General features: G+C 63.6%; 15 protein-coding genes. 6 read left to right on the top strand and 9 right to left on the bottom strand.

The window, feature by feature from the left end; all coding sequences use genetic code 11:
* Positions 1–3 precede the first annotated feature (3 nt).
* On the top strand, positions 4–279 hold the full coding sequence (locus tag EO245_RS09510) for a DUF1467 family protein (protein ID WP_128892698.1): 276 nt from the start codon (positions 4–6) through the stop codon (positions 277–279).
* On the opposite strand, the gene EO245_RS09505 is transcribed toward EO245_RS09510, so the two are convergent.
* The gene (locus tag EO245_RS09505) at positions 276–2,897 is read right to left on the bottom strand and encodes an ATPase (protein ID WP_128892697.1); all 2,622 of its coding nucleotides are present in this window, start codon (positions 2,895–2,897) and stop codon (positions 276–278) included. The genes EO245_RS09510 and EO245_RS09505 overlap by 4 nt on opposite strands.
* 135 nt (positions 2,898–3,032) lie before the next feature.
* Between EO245_RS09505 and EO245_RS09500 the strand changes: the two genes are divergently transcribed.
* From EO245_RS09500 to EO245_RS09485, 4 genes are all read left to right on the top strand, one after another.
* On the top strand, positions 3,033–3,275 hold the full coding sequence (locus tag EO245_RS09500; RefSeq protein ID WP_370246153.1) for an Hpt domain-containing protein: 243 nt from the start codon (positions 3,033–3,035) through the stop codon (positions 3,273–3,275).
* A 68-nt stretch (positions 3,276–3,343) separates the two neighbouring features.
* Positions 3,344–4,534 carry a hypothetical protein gene (locus EO245_RS09495; protein WP_128892695.1) on the top strand — a complete coding sequence of 397 codons (1,191 nt, stop codon included), beginning with the start codon at positions 3,344–3,346 and terminating at the stop codon, positions 4,532–4,534.
* 36 nt (positions 4,535–4,570) lie between these two features.
* A complete protein-coding gene (locus EO245_RS09490) occupies positions 4,571–5,518 on the top strand; it encodes a hypothetical protein (RefSeq protein ID WP_128892694.1) in 948 nt (315 codons plus the stop codon).
* A 2-nt stretch (positions 5,519–5,520) separates the two neighbouring features.
* Positions 5,521–6,882, top strand: coding sequence for a sensor histidine kinase KdpD (locus tag EO245_RS09485; RefSeq protein ID WP_128892693.1), 1,362 nt, complete (start codon positions 5,521–5,523; stop codon positions 6,880–6,882).
* A gap of 16 nt (positions 6,883–6,898) precedes the next feature.
* On the opposite strand, the gene EO245_RS09480 is transcribed toward EO245_RS09485, so the two are convergent.
* Together EO245_RS09480 and gltX are read right to left on the bottom strand one after the other, a co-directional pair.
* On the bottom strand, positions 6,899–8,185 hold the full coding sequence (locus tag EO245_RS09480) for a citrate synthase (protein ID WP_128892692.1): 1,287 nt from the start codon (positions 8,183–8,185) through the stop codon (positions 6,899–6,901).
* 33 nt (positions 8,186–8,218) lie between these two features.
* Complete coding sequence (gene gltX, locus EO245_RS09475; protein WP_128892691.1) at positions 8,219–9,643, bottom strand: glutamate--tRNA ligase; 1,425 nt, start codon at positions 9,641–9,643, stop codon at positions 8,219–8,221.
* A 29-nt stretch (positions 9,644–9,672) separates the two neighbouring features.
* On the opposite strand from gltX, the gene EO245_RS09470 reads away from it, so the two are divergent.
* On the top strand, positions 9,673–11,853 hold the full coding sequence (locus tag EO245_RS09470; RefSeq protein ID WP_128892690.1) for a ComEC/Rec2 family competence protein: 2,181 nt from the start codon (positions 9,673–9,675) through the stop codon (positions 11,851–11,853).
* 26 nt (positions 11,854–11,879) lie between these two features.
* Here EO245_RS09470 and lexA read toward each other — a convergent pair whose 3' ends face one another.
* The 6 genes from lexA to EO245_RS09440 all read right to left on the bottom strand — a co-directional run bounded on the left by lexA (position 11,880) and on the right by EO245_RS09440 (position 16,661).
* Complete coding sequence (gene lexA / locus EO245_RS09465) at positions 11,880–12,563, bottom strand: transcriptional repressor LexA (protein ID WP_128892689.1); 684 nt, start codon at positions 12,561–12,563, stop codon at positions 11,880–11,882.
* A gap of 83 nt (positions 12,564–12,646) precedes the next feature.
* Positions 12,647–13,819 (bottom strand): molybdopterin molybdotransferase MoeA, encoded by a 1,173-nt coding sequence (locus tag EO245_RS09460; protein ID WP_128892688.1) that lies wholly within the window; start codon positions 13,817–13,819, stop codon positions 12,647–12,649.
* Positions 13,812–14,294 carry a cyclic pyranopterin monophosphate synthase MoaC gene (gene moaC / locus EO245_RS09455; protein WP_128892687.1) on the bottom strand — a complete coding sequence of 161 codons (483 nt, stop codon included), beginning with the start codon at positions 14,292–14,294 and terminating at the stop codon, positions 13,812–13,814. Before moaC ends, EO245_RS09460 begins: the two co-directional genes overlap by 8 nt.
* Entirely contained in the window at positions 14,291–15,076 is a 786-nt protein-coding gene (gene trpC / locus EO245_RS09450; RefSeq protein WP_128892686.1) for an indole-3-glycerol phosphate synthase TrpC, read from the bottom strand. The genes moaC and trpC overlap by 4 nt, the downstream gene beginning before the upstream one ends.
* Positions 15,073–16,065 carry an anthranilate phosphoribosyltransferase gene (gene trpD, locus EO245_RS09445; protein ID WP_128892685.1) on the bottom strand — a complete coding sequence of 331 codons (993 nt, stop codon included), beginning with the start codon at positions 16,063–16,065 and terminating at the stop codon, positions 15,073–15,075. The genes trpC and trpD overlap by 4 nt, the downstream gene beginning before the upstream one ends.
* The gene (locus EO245_RS09440) at positions 16,062–16,661 is read right to left on the bottom strand and encodes an aminodeoxychorismate/anthranilate synthase component II (RefSeq protein WP_128892684.1); all 600 of its coding nucleotides are present in this window, start codon (positions 16,659–16,661) and stop codon (positions 16,062–16,064) included. Before EO245_RS09440 ends, trpD begins: the two co-directional genes overlap by 4 nt.
* Between the last annotated feature and the right edge of the window lie 8 nt (positions 16,662–16,669).

Genomic DNA, 16,669 nt, shown 5'->3' with positions numbered 1-16,669 from the left:
CCCATGCAGTGGACCTCCATCCTCGCGATCTACGCGCTCGTCTGGGTGATGACGGCATTCGTCATGTTGCCGTTCGGCGTGAAAACGCATGACGAGGCGGGCGTGCCGAAAGTGCCTGGCCAGGCCGACAGTGCTCCAGCCAATTTCAGGCCAAGGGTGCTCGTCTTTCGCGCAAGCGTGATCGCTGCGGTGCTGACCGCGCTCTACATCGCGAATTACACTTTCGGTTGGATCGGGGTCGAGGACCTCAATTTCCTCGGTCCGCTATTTCTCGATTAATCGCGCAGCCGCTCGATCGCCTGGGCAAGGGCAACGTACAGCTTGCCCATGTCCGAACTCAGTAGCGTCACGCCGAGCGCATTGCCGTCTCGGGTCGACAGCATGGTGCGCAGCATCGCTTCGAAGTCGTGGATGTAGCGGCTGACGTTTTCGCGGAAGTCCGGGTCGGTATCGTAGATTTCCGCGATCTCGCGTGCCTCGCTGTTGTCGAGCAGGCGGACGGCACGACGGGTGAAAATGCCGCGGTCGCCGCGCAGGTAGCTTGCCCAGGCGGTGTCGCTGACATCCTCCGACAGCGATTTCGCGATGTCGATCGAGTTGGAATTGAGCGCCTCGGTAATGAGCGCAACGCGGCGGGCGAAGTCGTTGCCGACCTCTTCCTCCGCCATCTCGCGGGCCCTAGCGACGCGGGTCTCGAGGTTGCCGGCAAGTTCGTTGACCTTGGCCAGCTGGTCGCGCAGCTGGACGGTCACCTCGCGACCGGCGCCGGTAGCCCGGTCGGTCGCAGCTTCCAGTTCGACGAGGGAACTGGTGACGCTCTCCTGCAGCGCTTTTTCAACGGCATCCGCGGTGGTTGAGCCGACGCTTTCGGTGATGCGCTCGATACGCTCGCCCATGAGCGTTTCCAGCTTGTCCGGCGTGGCCGCGACGGCTTCTTCAAGCGCTTCAACAGCTTTCTGGAGTGCCGAGCGGGCCTGTTCGCCCAGTTCGTCGCTCCTACCCGCAAAACTTTCGAGGTTCTCGCGTAGGGCGGCAATTCGCTTGTCATGCTCGTCGAAGGATTCGCCGAGGCGATGCGACAAGCCGTCGAGATCGTGGATCGCCGCGCGGTTGGTATCGCGCGCGGTGATGACGTAGCTCGAGAGGTCCTCGCTTTTCATGCCGGCTTCGCCAATCACGGCGCGCAGTTCGTTGGCATGTTCCTTTGCGGCAGTCAGGCGCGTCTCGGCATCGGTCAGGGTAGCGGGCAGGGCCTTGCTCGTATGCTCGGAGCTGGCCTGGATCAGCTCGAGGAGGCGCACGCTCGCTTCGGTCAGCTGCGCCACCGAAGCGTCGATGCCTTCCATTACCGAGCGGCCCTCGGTCAGTTTGGCAACGATGGCGTCGGTATTCTCGGCGAGCGACTGCTGCGTCGCACTGCCGCTTTCCGCCATTTCGGCGAGGGTCGTGCGAAGGTGCTCGATCCGCTCGGCAACCGCATCGCCGCGCTCCGCGATCTCTTCGGCATGAGCGAGCTGCGCAGCGCGTTTCTCTTCGAGCGCGGCATCGAACTGGTCGAGCTGCTCGGTCATCTGCTCGATCGCCTGCTTTTCGCGGTCGGCAATCAGCTGGTGGCGCTGCAGGATGGTCGCCAGCAGCTTGCGGTCGCGCTGGGCGATGTTGTCGTCGACCGCCTCGGCTTCCTCGCGAAGCGCATCGAGCTTGCGATTGGCGGATTCGAGCGCAGCCTGGTCGATGCGCTGGATTTCCGCGATAGCTTCGCGAAGCTGCCCGTCGAGCTGCTCGACGCGGCCCTTCCATGCGGCAAGCGCGGTTTCCTCTGCACCCGAAACCGAGGAACTGACGGTCTGCGCTTCCTCGCGCATTGCCATGAGGCGGGCACGCAGCGAGCGCAGCGCTTCTTCCTCCTCGTCCTCGAGGGCGGAGCGGGTCTTGGCGAATTCCTCTGCCAGCGCGTCGGCACGGCGACGCATTGCCGCCAGCGCCTCGACCTCGCGCCCATCGAGTTCGGTGCGGAATTGCTCGCTCTGTTCGCGCAGCGCACCGAAGCGCGCTTCGGCCAGTTCTTCCATCTCGGCCGTCTGCGTCTCGAATGTTCCGAGAGCAGCCTCGATACGTGCGCGAATGGTCTCGACCTGCTGCTCGCTCGCCTTGCCGAATTCGTTCAACCGCTCGAAGCCGGACACCAGCTCGGCAATCTGGCCATGTGCGGTGCGTCCCGCCGAGCCGATCTGGTTGGATACGTCGCGGGCACTGTTGGCGATGACCGGCAGGTCGTCCCGCAGGCGGTTCATATTGTCGAGCGCGGTGGTGCTGACATTGGCGATGGCGTCGACCTGCTCGCCGTTCTGGACGACCAGTGCCTGGAGGCGATCTGCATTTTCGGAGAGGCGCTCGCTTGCGACACGGCCGAGCGATTCAAGCTCGCGCGATTGCGCAGCCAGGAATTCGCGCGCCAGGCTCAACTCGCGGTTCACGACCGACAGGCGCTGTTCGAGCTCGGCGGACTTGTCGGAAAGGGTGGCTGCCACTTCGCCGAAGCGGATGGCTTCGCGGCGGCTGTTACGCATTGCCAGCAGCCATAGGCCGACGATCAGCGCTACCGGCATCGACCACGCAGCGATCAGGCTCACCCATCCTTGAGGATCGGGCTGGGACATGATTTCGGTGCGGTAAGCCCAACCGAAGAAGCCGGTCCAGCCCGCAGCGAGCAATACCGCGAGGGTCGGGGCGACAAATCGAAGTTTGGAAGGACCGGAATAAACTTCCTCCTCCCATTCCTCGTAAATGTCCTCTTCGCTCGTTTCGAGCGTGGTTTCCTCGATCGGCCCTTCCGAAACTTCGGCTTCGGCAGGTGCGTCCGGCCCAATGGCCCTGATGTTCGATCCCCCGGTCATTTCAACAGAATATCACACTTTGGAACGGGTTAAACCCTGCCTTAACCAAACGGGCTTATTGCGCGACGAATGGCATTCGAGTGTGGCAATCTGGACTCAACATTTGCGGCGGCGGCGGGCGATGATCCCGCGCTGATGCGCGAGCTCCGCGATGTCTTCGCCGAAAGCGTCGAGCGCCAGCTCGACTTGCTGCGCCGTTCGCGCTGTGATGCGAACTGGGAAATGGCCGCCCAGCGCCTCAAGGGGGTAGCGGCCGGTTTCAACGCCGACGGGTTGATCGAACTGGCCGAAGAGGCACTGACCTCTGCGCCCGGCGAGCCGACGGTCATCCGCAAGATCGAAACGTTTCACCGCGAATTTGTTGAGGAATCGGGCTAGCCGCACGGTTCTTCTTGGCAAGGCTGGCACGCTGCGCATAACTGCGCGCGAATGTTACTAGCCTGCCGATGCTGACAGCCCTTCTTTCCGCACGAGCCACCACGGGTGAGCCATCCGAATTCATCGCCGATATGCGTATCGGGGCGGACAGCCTTGTTGCGCACCAGGTGCGCCAAGCGGTTGAGATCGGATGCGAACGGATCATTTGCCTCGCCGACATGCCGCGCGGTGCTCTGCTTGAGGCGCAGCACATCGCGGAGAAGGCCGGTGTGACCTTCCAGACGGCTCGTTCGGCCAACGACCTTTCCCGCCTGGTGCGAGCAGATGACCGGGTTGTCGTGCTTGCAGAGGGGCTGATGCCGGACACAGAGCTTCTCGCCAGTGCTCTTGCCAAGGGACAGTTCGTCGCCGGTTTCGACGCCGAGCCTGCGATCCAGCGCGGTTTCGAGCGGATCGACCTGACACGCGCGTGGGGCGGCGCTCTCGCTGTGCGGGGCACGGTTTTCGAGCGATTGCAGGACCTTCCCGACGATATCGACATTCTCTCGGCGCTGTTGCGGATAGCGCTTCAGGCCGATGTCAAATCGCTCCGCCTGTCGGAGGACGAGCTGGTTTCCGGCAACTGGAAACTCGTCAGGACCTCCGCGGAAGCTGCTGAAATCCGACAAGCTCGGCTGAATTCGCTGCTTTCCCCACGGCATTGGCTGTGGCCGGTAAAAGCCGTCGGTGAAAGGATCGGCCTCGAATTTGCGCGTCGCGGTGCATCGCGGACCGTCGTGGGCGGAGCGACCATCGTCGGCCTGCTGGCTTTGTTCGGTGCGCCCTTCGTTGCGGCAACGAGCTATGCCTGGGCCGGCTTTGCGCTCCTCATCGTCGGGCTTGTTATCGTCGCCGGTTCGGACCTGCTCGACCGTGCGACGGCGTCGGGCGGGGAAACGAGAGCATCGTTTGTTTTCAAGGGCGTGCGGCGCATTCTTGCGGATTTCTCGCTCGCGGGATGCGTTGTCGCAGCGGGTGCGATCGGGCTGGAGCGCGAACTGGTTTTCGCGGCCATCGTCCTCGTGCTCGGGCTGAACCTGTCTGATGCAATCAACACCCGCCAGCCTGTGCCCGTGCTCGGCGATCGCGGGGTAGTATCCGCAATCATGCTCGCCGCACTTGCAACCACGGCATATCTCCCGATTGTTCAGGCGCTTGGGGCGCTCTTCCTGCTCGTCGGACTATTTCTTTCCTATCGTTCGAAGCTAACGCGCGCTTAACCATGCAGCGCTATGACGTGTGGGTACGAGGAGTGAATGAGCGCGCAACCTGCCAGCCCGGTCGAAACGATCCTGTGTGACGAGCTCGCGCATGGCGATGCCGTGCTCGGTTCGCTTGCGCCCATTCTCGGCCATCTCGTCGCGACCCCTGCCAATGCGCTCTTCAACGATCAGGTGGTAGCAACGCTGCGTGGCTGTGCGACATTCGTGGCGACCAAGCTGCTGGAAGCACAGGCGATTGCCGCCGGGGCCGATGATCCGCATGGCTTTGCCCGGGCGGGGTCTGAAGGGCTTGCCGCCGCGCTCCTGGCAGAGCCTGCCTTCCTGCTCCACTGTCATGCCCAGATCATCGAATGCCAGACGGCGAAGCGGCTGCAGCAGCGCAATTCCGTCGATCCCGTTCTTCCTTCGCTTCTCCAGTCGCTCATTGCCTCGAAGGAGGAGAAGACCGCGCAGCTCGCCATGGCCGCTCTCGCCGGGCAAGCACGCTTCATGCAGCAGCAGCAACGCATGGAACTGCCGCTGGAAGAGCTGCCCGGGCCGGTTTTCGACGCGGCCATCAAGGTCTGGCGCGAGTTCGTCGGTGCCGAAGAGGCCGATCATGCGGTCAAGGCCGAGATGAAGCTGCGCAGCAATTTCAACGAAGCGACTGCGCGTATCGGCCTGCTTTCCCGGCTGATCGAACTGCTTGGCAAGGACCGCTCGAAGGCCCTGAGCATCGGTTCGGCGGGCATTTCTCTATTTGCCACGGCACTTGCTGCTGCGACCGGGCAGTCGCGCCAGGTCGCCATGCTGGCGACGAGCGAGCAGCAGATGGGCCGACTGGCCCTTTCCCTGCGCGCTGCCGGTCTCTCGACTGCACAGATCGAGGAGGTGTTCCTCCATCTTCACCCGGAGACGACATTGCCGGAAGGGTTCGATGCGTTGCGCTCTGACCGGGCCGGCCAGCTCCTTTCCGCTTCCGGCAACGTGGGAGCGGCGTAACAATGGCCAAGCTATCCGGCCAGTTTCTCGCCCGTGCGCGCGTCGATGGCGAAGCGGTCCTGCTCGAAGCGCAGGACCCGCTCGCCACGCTGCAGCTGCGGTGCGGCGGTGAATTGCCAGGGCCGCTTGCGATCCCGGAACTGCGCGAAGCGGTTCTGCAGTGCATCGACAAGGGGGTGACGGTTTCGCGTGCCTTCTCGGCATTCGACGGCGATGAGACGATCACGGCCAAGGCGGAAATCGTGCCCGACAGCAAATCAGGAAGCGGCTGCCTGCTTGGGATAACCGACTGGAAGGCCGAACCCTTCGTCGAACCCGAAGGCGAGGCAGAGGAACAACGGCGGCTCGATGTCGATCGCAGCGTTGCCGAGCTCTACGCCCGTCTCGATGCCGAGCAGCGGCTGCTCGTGGTCGAAAGCGAGGCCAACGACCTCGCCGAAGCAGTCCAGGCCATGCGGGCGGGTGCCGGACGGCCCTGGACCGATTTCGTTTCGCTTTCCGGCCTCGCGCTCAAGCAGCCGATGCATTGGCGACTGCTCGACGGAACCAGCTGCACGATCGAGGGATCGGAGCGCGAATGGGCGGTGCACCTGCACCCTGTCGGCTCCGCGCAGCAAGGCTTCGAACTCTATCTCGTCCCCGACCGCATCCTCGCACCCGAGCGGGTTTCGTCGAGCGATGCTGCTGGCGGTGTTTCGCGCTCGATCGGCCGGGACCTTGCGCCGGTGCTGCGCAAGCCCATTGCCCGGATCATTGCCAACGCCGAGACGATCCGGACCAAGATGGCCGGGCCGATCGCCGACGACTACAGCGCTTATGCAGCGGACATCGCGACAGCCGGGCAGCACCTGCTTTCGCTGCTGGACGACCTCGCCGACCTGGAGGTAATAGAGGCAGACGACTTCTCGACCGCTCCGGACATCGTCGAACTCGGCGACGTTGCCCGGCGTGCAATCGGCATCCTGTCGGTCCGCGCAAAGGAAAACGGCATCGCGATTGCGGCACCTGCCGAGGAGCCTGTCCCGGCGACCGCGGAATTCCGCCGCGTGCTTCAGATCCTCCTTAACCTTCTCGGAAACGCGATCCGCTACTCGGCGGAGGGCACGACGGTCACTGTTTCGACCAAGCGGCTCAAGAGCCGCTCGCGCATCATCGTTGCCGACGAGGGGCCGGGGCTCGACGAGGAAGAACAGGCGCGCGTCTTCGAGAAGTTCGAACGCCTGGGCCGCAAGGGAGACGGGGGCTCGGGCCTCGGCCTCTATATTTCGCGCCGCATCGCACGCGCGATGGGCGGAGAGCTGACAGTAAAAAGCGCGCCCGGTGAAGGGGCGCGCTTCATACTCGATCTGCCGATAGCGGACTGAGCCGCCCCGGCGCTGCTCAGCGCTTGTCGACCGGGACGTAGTCGCGCTGCGTCGGGCCGGTGTAAAGCTGGCGCGGACGACCGATGACCTGGCCGGGATCGGAAATCATCTCGTTCCACTGCGCAACCCAGCCCACGGTACGGGCGAGGGCGAAGAGCGCGGTGAACATGGTCGTCGGGAAACCGATCGCCGAAAGGATGATGCCCGAGTAGAAGTCGACGTTCGGGAAAAGCTTCTTTTCCTTGAAGTAATCGTCGTTGAGAGCGATTTCTTCGAGCTGCAGGGCGGTTTCGAACACCGGGTCCTTGACGTTCAGCGCCTCGAACACCTCGCGCACGGTCTTCTGCATGACCGTCGCACGCGGGTCGTAGTTCTTGTAGACGCGGTGACCGAAGCCCATCAGGCGGAACGGGTCGTTCTTGTCCTTCGCACGCTCGATGTAGTGCGGGATCTTGTCCGGCGTACCGATCTCATGAAGCATGTTGAGCGCTGCTTCGTTCGCGCCGCCATGCGCCGGGCCCCAGAGGCAGGCGATGCCGGCCGCGATGCAGGCGAACGGGTTCGCGCCCGACGAACCGGCAAGACGCACGGTCGAGGTCGAAGCGTTCTGTTCGTGGTCGGCGTGGAGGATGAAGATGCGGTCCATCGCACGCTCGACGGCGGGGTGGATCTCATATTCCTCGGCCGGAACGCCGAAGGTCATGCGCAGGAAGTTGCCGGTGTAGGACAGCTCGTTCTTCGGCTGCATGAAGGGCTGGCCGATGGAATACTTGTACGCCATCGCGGCGATGGTCGGCATCTTCGCGATCAGGCGGTGGCTCGAGATCTTGCGATGCTCGGGGTCCGAAATGTCGGTGCTGTCGTGGTAGAAGGCCGACAGCGCGCCGACGACGCCGCACATGATCGCCATCGGGTGCGCGTCGCGGCGGAAACCCTGGTAGAACTGGCGAAGCTGGTCGTGCAGCATGGTGTGCCGCGTGATCGTGTAGGTGAAGTCGTCGAGCTCTTCACGGTTCGGCAGTTCGCCGTTCAGCAGCAGGTAGCTGACTTCCATGAAGGAGGAATCCTCGGCCAGCTGGCCGATCGGATAGCCGCGGTGCAGCAGGACGCCTTCGTCACCGTCGATATAGGTGAGGGCGCTCTCGCAGCTCGCGGTCGACTTGTAGCCGGGATCGAAGGTGAAGTGACCGGTCTGGCCGTAGAGCTTGCGGATGTCGACGACGTCGGGGCCGCAGCTGCCTTCCAGCACCGGGAATTCGTAATTCTGGCCGCCGATTTCGAGTTTCGCCTGCTTGTCAGCCAATGTCAGTCTCCTGCGTTTGTCTTTCTTGCCTGCTCAGGCAGCCTGCGCTTCGATCCGCGCGAGGGCTTCCTCTCGTCCGAGCAGGACCAGTACGTCGAAAATTCCCGGGGACGTGGTGGTCCCCGTCAGCGCCGCTCGCATGGGCTGCGCCAGTTTGCCGAGGCCCAGTTCGAGCTCTTCGGCGAGCGACTTCGTAGTGGCTTCGAGTGCCTCTATTGTCCAGTCATTTTCCGCCGAGAGGCGCCCGTGGATCGCCTTCAAGCGCTGGCGACCGTCGTCATCGAGCAGGCCGGCTGCCTTCTCGGTCATTTCGAGCGGGCGCTTCTTGAACAAAAAGGCTGCACATTCAGCAAGTTCGTGGATGTCTTTCGCACGAACTTTCAGGACCGGCATGGCCTCGGTCAGGATCGCTTCGTCGGCATTCGGGCCGAGCTCTTGCGCGACCAGCTTCGCCAGGCGGGCATCATCGGCTTCGCGAATGTGGTGGCCGTTGAGGTTGAGGAGCTTTTTCAGGTCGAAGCGAGCGGCGCTTTTGCCGACTCCGTCGAGTTCGAACAGCTCGATCGCTTCCTGCTTGGTGAACTCTTCCTTGTCCCCGTGGCCCCAGCCAAGGCGCAAGAGGTAGTTGAAGAGCGCTTCCGGAAGCACGCCGAGCTCATCGCGATAGGCTTCTACGCCGACCGCGCCGTGGCGCTTGGAAAGTTTCGCGCCATCGGCACCGTGGATCAGCGGGACATGGGCGTAGACCGGCATCGGCCAGCCACCCTCGATCTCGTCCATCGCCTTGATGATCGGCAACTGGCGGAAAGCATTGTTCAGATGGTCGTCGCCGCGGATGATGTGGGTGCAGCCCATGTCGTGGTCATCGACCACCACCGCGAGCATGTAGGTCGGCGTGCCGTCAGCGCGAAGCAGGACATAGTCGTCGATCTCGACATTGGCCACGCGCACCTTGCCCTGCACGGCATCCTCGATGACGGTGTCGCCCTCGGTCGGCGTTTTCAGGCGCACGACATAGGGCGCGCCTTCGGGAGCTTCCGAAGCGTCGCGATCGCGCCAGCGGCCGTCGTAGCGCTGCGGCTGCTTGTTGGCGCGCTGCTCGGCGCGCATTGCTTCGAGCTCTTCAGGCGTGGCGAAACACTTGTAGGCGTGACCGGCTTCTAACAGCTTCAGCGCGACTTCGCGGTGGCGATCTGCGCGCTGCGACTGGAACACGGGCGCCTCGTCATATTCGAGGCCCAGCCAGTCGAGTCCTTCGAGAATCTTGTCGATTGCATCCTGGGTCGAGCGCTTGCGGTCGGTATCTTCGATGCGGAGCAGCGCCTTGCCGCCGTGGTGCCGGGCAAAAAGCCAGTTGAACAGGGCGGTACGAGCGCCCCCGAGATGCAGGTAGCCGGTCGGCGAAGGAGCGAAGCGCGTGACAACTTTCGAACCAACCGCGCCACTATCGCTTGCCATAACGTCTCGCTTCCTTTTCAATCACTTGCATGGCGACGCATTCAGCGCCCGGCGTGCCGATGGGGGATGGCCCCGATAACGGCAATGTTGCAGTGCAGCGCCCTTGGCGCAGCAGGGCGCGATTGTCCAGTGTTGGCGATGCGGCAGAGCGTCTTCTGGGCGCCAACGGGTTCGACAGGGCGCCGTGGCTGACCGTCGCCCTGGCATGCGGAATTGCCAGCTGGTTCCTGCTCGACAGTCCGTGGCAGTGGTGTGCTGCGATCGGGGCCGCGCTGCTCGTGGTCGTAGCTGCAAATGCAGTCTGGAAGGGGCGCGAGGAGCGGAGCAATCTTCGCTTGGCTGCGAGCGGGCTTGGCATTTGCTTCGCTATCGGCCTGAGCCTCGTGTGGGTCCGGTCGGAGATCGCCGGGGCCGAGCCTATCGACCGACCACGGGTCGAAACTATCGAAGGACGCATCCTCGAGCGGGAAGAGCAACCAGCGCGCGAGCGCGTCAGGGTGATCCTCGCATATCGCGATGCCAGCTACGGGATCGCCCGCAAGGTTCGGATCAACATTCCGCTTGAAAGCGATGTGCCGGCGGCGTCGGAGGGCGCTGTGGTAAGGCTGCGTGCGCGCTTGATGCCGCCTGCCGCGCCCATGTTGCCCGGAGGATACGATTTCGCCCGAACCGCCTGGTTCGACGGCTTGTCCGCCACCGGCTCGCTGATCGGTGAGATGGAGGTTATCGAACAAGGGCAGGCGGGCTCTCGAATCGCACCGTTGCAACGCGGCCTTTCCAGCCATGTTCGCGAGCGGCTCGACGGATCGCCTGCCGCGATCGCAGCCGCCTTCGCCAGCGGCGACCGAGGCGCGATTGCCGAGGCCGATGAGGAGGCGATGCGCGATGCTGGCTTGACCCATTTGCTTTCGATCAGCGGTCTTCATGTCAGCGCGGTGATCGCAGCGGCGTATCTGCTGGCGCTCAAGCTGGTCGGACTGTTTCCTTGGATTGCGTTGAGGGTCCGATTGCCGTTGGTCGCAGCAAGCGTCGGAGCGCTGGCGGGTATCGGCTACACCTTGCTCACGGGCGCGGAAGTTCCGACCGTTCGTAGCTGCATCGGAGCCTTGCTGGTCCTTGCGGCGCTTGCTCTCGGGCGAGAGCCATTGTCGATGCGCATGGTCGCAGCTGCAGCATTTGCGGTATTGCTCGCATGGCCCGAAGCGCTCGTCGGGCCAAGTTTCCAGATGAGCTTTGCGGCGGTGCTGGCGATCGTCGCGCTTCACAACAGCGGCCCGGTAAAGGCGTTCCTTGCCCCCCGAGAAGAAAGTTGGGCGAGCAGGCTGGGGCGGCGTGCGATCATGTTGCTGGTGACAGGGCTGGTGATCGAGATTGCGCTGATGCCAATCGTCCTGTTCCATTTCCATCGGGCGGGAGTCTATGGCGCATTCGCGAATGTCGTCGCGATCCCACTCGTCACCTTCGTGGCGATGCCAGCGCTCGCAGTTGCTCTTACTCTCGACCTCGTCGGCCTCGGCGCGCCGGCATGGTGGATCGTCGACAATTCGCTCGAACTGTTGCTGGCGATCGCGCATTTCACTGCCGAACAACCGGGTTCGGTCAAGCTGATGCCGGAGATGCCGCTCTACGTCTTTGCGCTGTTCGTGGCGGGATCGCTTTGGCTGGCCCTTTGGCAATCAAGGATGCGGCTACTGGGTTTCTTGCCTTGGCTGATAGGTTTGGCCGCTTTTCTCGTCTCTCCCACGCCGGATGTGCTGGTGTCGGGAGATGGGCGCCATGTCGGGATAGTCAGCGGAGGCGAGCGCCTTCTAGTCCTGCGTGAAAGCAGGAGCGATTATGCAAAGGACAATCTGCTCGAACTGGCCGGCATGGACGGGGAGCCGGTGCCGCTGGCGCAATGGCCTGATGCGCAGTGCTCGCGGGACTTTTGTGTTCTCGCGATCGAGCGGGAGGGCCGGAACTGGTCGCTCCTGATGGCGCGCTCACGCGAACGGATCGAAGAGCGAGCGCTGGCGGCAGCCTGCGAGCGAAGTGATATCGTGATTGCCGATCGCTACCTGCCGCGAAGCTGTCGGCCGCGGTGGCTCAAGGCTGATCGAAACTTCCTGGATCGAACGGGCGGCCTGGCGATCGATCTGTCGAATGAGGAATTCAGGACCGTTGCCGAAGGGCAGGGGCAGCATGGATGGTGGCGCGGGCGGACCGACTAGCCGACTAGCCCGCCCGCAGCCTGCAATCAGTGGTAGCGGCGCAGCAGACCCGCCAGCTTGCCCTGCACCTGTACCTGGTCGGGTGCATAGACCTGCGGCTCGTAGCTCGCATTAGCCGGATCGAGCCGGACAAGGCCGCCGTCCTTGTGGAGATACTTGAGCGTCGCTTCTTCGTTGTTCACCAGTGCAACCACGATTTCGCCGTCGCGTGCCGTATCGGTCCGGCGAATAAGTGCGAAGTCGCCGTCGAAGATGCCTGCTTCGATCATCGAGTCGCCGGATACCTCGAGCGCATAGTGCTCACCCGGTCCGAGCAGGGCTGCCGGGACCGGAAGGCTCGACTGGCCTTCGAACGCCTCGATCGGGGCGCCGGCTGCGATCCGCCCATGGAGCGGGATTTCGATCACGTCGTTTGCAGGCTCGGGAGCAGCGCTTGGCTTGGCGGTCGCGCGGGCGACGACATCGTTGGCAGCAGGCTTCGCCCCGCCGACGCTATCTTCCGGAAGCTTGAGCACCTCGAGCGCACGCGCGCGGTTCGGCAAGCGCCTGATGAAACCGCGCTCTTCCAGAGCCGAGATCAGTCGATGGACGCCGGACTTGCTCTTCAGATCGAGCGCTTCCTTCATTTCCTCGAATGAGGGGGAAATGCCGGTTTCCTCCAACCTTTCCTGGATGAAGCGGATCAGTTCGTGCTGCTTTTTCGTCAGCATTGCGGTGTACTCCCTCGTCGCCGCGTGTGTCGTTCATAAAATGCGAACGAATGCGGAACAAGTAAGCAACCAATTTGGTGAGGTCAAGCGATTCCGCCATTTTGGAGCGGATAAACCGGAACAGGCGTTCCGCTTTTGGTCTCCCCGGCATCACATGGCCGGTCGATAAGGCAATCTGCTCGGGCGAGAGCATGGAGCGCAGCGCTGTCCTGGTTCTCCAGCGGTTCGACGGATCCATTGGCGGTTGTCCTTGCGCGCAGGAACTGGCGTCGCTTGCCGTTCGCGGGAAGGGCCGTCGCGCAAGGTCGCATCGTAACTTTCGGAAAAGGGTCGGATGCCCCGGCCATCGCTCGAACGGCGGGGAGCGCAAACAGAAACCCGGTCACGAAGCTGCTGACCGGATTGCCGGGCAGGCCGAGAATAAGCTGCGAGCCACGTGTCGCGACCATGAGGGGTTTCCCGGGCTTCATGGCGACGCGCCAGAAGTCGATCGTGGCGCCAATCTCGGCGAGGGCCGGTCGCACTAGGTCGTGATCGCCGACCGATGCACCGCCGGATATCACGATCAGATCGGCATCGCGGTGACTAGCCAGCGCTCGCGAGATCGTCTCGAGATCGTCGGGCAGGGGTGGCTCGACAGCTACAGTGGCGTGCTCTCCCGAGAACATCGCCGCCAGCATGTCGCCGTTGGTAGCGCGCGACGGTTCGGCAATCAGTTCGTCGCCGCATTCCAGGACGACGATGCGCGGAGGCTTGAACACAGCCACTTCGTCGACGCCTGCTGCCTTGCAGAGCGATAGTTGAGCTGCCCCCATCCGTCGACCTGCATCGAGCAGTTCCTCGCCGGTCTCAAAATCCTCTCCGGCCCGGCGGATATAGCGGCCGGGCTGGGGCAATTCGGTAGCCGAAAGTCGATCGCCCGAAAGCTGCGCCTCCTCCTTGATGACGATCGCATCGGCGCCGAGCGGTATCTCTGCTCCAGTCGAAATTCGGACCGCCTGGCCTGCCGAGAGCGCTTCGGCAAATGCAGACCCGCAGCGGCTTTCGCCTACGACTGCCCAAGGACCGTCGCCGCTCGTTGCGAAACCATCCATTGCCGAGAGGTTGGCATGGGGGCGGGAAAGGCGGGCAACCGGTGCGGCCGCAAGATAGTGCCCGAGCGACTTTGCCAGACTGACGATCTCGCTAGGACCGGGCGAAACGAGCGCCAAAAGCCTGCGCTGCGCCTCGTCCAGGTCCAGCGGCGGTTCAGCCATTTTCCCGCGACCAGTGGCCCGATTTTCCGCCGCGCTTTTCGACGAGCATGACCTGCTCGATCACCATGCTCTTATCGAGCGCCTTTGCCATATCGTAGATCGTGAGCAATGCAACCGAAGCCGCCGTCAGCGCCTCCATCTCCACGCCGGTCTTTCCGCGAAGCGAGGCGGTGGCGCGCACCGAGATCGCATCGCTTGCGAAGGCGAATTCGACGTCGACATGATCGAGCGCAAGCGGGTGACACATGGGAATGAGGTCGCCGGTGCGCTTGGCCGCCATGATCCCCGCAACGCGGGCCGTGCCGAGGACGTCGCCCTTCGGAGCATCGCCTTGCCGGACAGCTTGCAATGCATCGGATGACATCGAGATACGCCCCTCGGCGATGGCCACGCGTTTCGTGGCAGGCTTGTCTCCGACATCGACCATGCGCGCGGTGCCTTCCGCATCGATATGGGAGAGCGGCGGCTTGCTCACCCGCCCAAAAGTTCCCGCGTCGCTGCTTCCACATCGTCTTGCCGCATGAGGCTTTCGCCGACGAGGAAACTGCGCACCCCGCTTTTCGCGAGCCGCTGGCAATCGGCATGGGTGTTGATGCCGCTTTCACCGACCAGCAGTGAACCTTCCGGCGCAAGCGGCGCAAGGCGTTCGGTCGTCGCAAGGTCGGTCTCGAAGGTCTTGAGATTGCGGTTGTTTACCCCGATCAAGCGGGATTTGAGGGCTGCGGCGCGTTCCATCTCGCCCTCGTCATGCACTTCTACGAGAACGTCCATGGCGCGCTCGATAGCAGCGGCTTCGATTTCCTGCATGAGCCCGTCATCGAGCGCGGCAACGATGATGAGGATCGCGTCTGCCCCCAGCGCGCGTGCTTCGGCGACCTGCCAGGGATCAACCATGAAGTCCTTGCGCAGGACGGGCAGGGCGCAGCTCTTTCGCGCTTCGACGAGGTAGTCCTCGTGGCCCTGGAAATAGGGGGCATCTGTCAAAACCGAGAGGCATGCCGCGCCGCCTTTCTCATAGTCCATCGCATGCTGGTGCGGGCGGAAGTCGGCGCGGATCAGGCCCTTGGAAGGCGAGGCCTTCTTGATCTCCGCGATCAATGCGAAACCGTCCTGCGACTTGGCTTCGAGAGCGGCGCGAAAACCGCGCGGAGGAGTGGCCTCGAGCGCAATCCGGTCGAGATCGTCGATTGTCGCACGGCCCTTGCGGTCGGCGACTTCAGTGCGCTTGGTTGCGCAGATTTCCTCGAGCTTGTTCACGCCGCCATCTCGATCCAGTCGGCGAGGAGCTTGGCTGCCTTTCCGCTATCGAGTGCCTCGGCTGCGAGGCTTGCGCCTTCGCTCCAGCCTTCGACCTTGCCGGCCACCATCAGCGTTGCCGCAGCATTGAGCAGGACCGCGTCGCGGTAGGGGCCGGGCGTCCCTTCGAGCAGCGCCTTCAGCGCTTTCGCATTGTGCTGCGCATCGCCGCCGCGGATTGCCTCGACCGGTGCATGGTCGAGCCCCGCCATGGATGCATCGACGCGGCGCATCTCGAAGTCGTTGCCAACCACGTCCGCCAGCTCGTTGCCGCCTGCCAGCGAGAGTTCGTCGAGGCCCTCGTCGCCCGACGCAATGAAAGTCCGCTCGGTCCCGAGCTTGGCCTTGGCCGCCGCATAGATCGGAACGTAGCCCGGGCGCGCGATGCCGATCAGCTGGCGCTTCACGCCGGCCGGGTTGGAAAGCGGCCCCATCAGGTTGAAAATCGTACGCTTGCCGAGCTTCTGCCGGATGGGCTGGATGCGGCCCATCGCCGGGTGGTGGTTCTTGGCAAACAGGAAGCAGATGCCGAGTTCGGCGAGCGTCTTCTCCGCCGTGCGCCCGGCCGCTTCCATGTTGAGCCCCAGTGCCTCTAGCGTGTCCGCCGCGCCGGATTTCGAGGAGGCTGCCCGGTTGCCGTGCTTCGCGACCGGAACACCGGTCGCAGCCACGACGAGACTGACCGCCGTCGAAACATTGAGCGTGTGGTGACCGTCGCCGCCGGTGCCGCAGCAATCGACTGCGTTATCGGGCGCTTCGATCGGGATGAGCCGTGCCCGCAGCGCGCGAGCCGCGCCAGCGATCTCGTCCGAGGTCTCGCTGCGTTCGGTCATCGCGAGGAGGAATCGGGCGATCTCCTCGTCCGTAGCCTCGCCATCGAGAATCCAGCCGAAAACCTCCTCGGCCTCTGCCTCGCTCATGTGCGGGACTTCGAGGGGAAGGGTCTTCATGCGGGCTCCTTTGCTTCGATGCCGCAGATCGCGAGGAAATTGGCGAGCAGGTCGTGACCATGCTCGGTCGCGATGCTTTCCGGGTGGAACTGGACGCCGTGGATGGGCAGGTCGCGGTGGCGGAAGCCCATTACGCTCGTGCCGTCGAGACCGGGCGTTTCGCTCGTTGCATTGACCTGCAGCACCTCGGGAATGTCCTCGACGATGAGCGAGTGGTAGCGCGTGGCGGTGAAGGGCGAAGGCAGGCCCTTGAAGACGCCCGTCCCATTATGGTCGACCGGCGAGGTCTTGCCATGCATCAGCCCGCCGCGGGCCACGCGTCCTCCGAAATGCTGCCCGATCGACTGATGCCCGAGGCATACGCCGAGCAGCGGTGCTCCGGCATCGGCACAGGCAGCAACCAGATCCAGGCTGATGCCGGCCTCGTTCGGCGTGCACGGACCCGGCGAAATCAGGAAGCCCTTCGCGCCTGTCGCCAGTGCCTCGCGGGCCGAGATCGCATCGTTGCGCTCGACACGAACTTCGGCCCCCAGTTCCATCAGATAATGGACGAGGTTGAAGGTGAAGCTGTCGTAATTGTCGATGACGAGGATCATTGCCGTGC

It is taken from the genome of Erythrobacter sp. HKB08, from assembly GCF_004114695.1.
Classification (GTDB): Bacteria; Pseudomonadota; Alphaproteobacteria; order Sphingomonadales; family Sphingomonadaceae; genus Parerythrobacter_A.
This window is presented reverse-complemented; position numbering and strand designations above follow the sequence as displayed.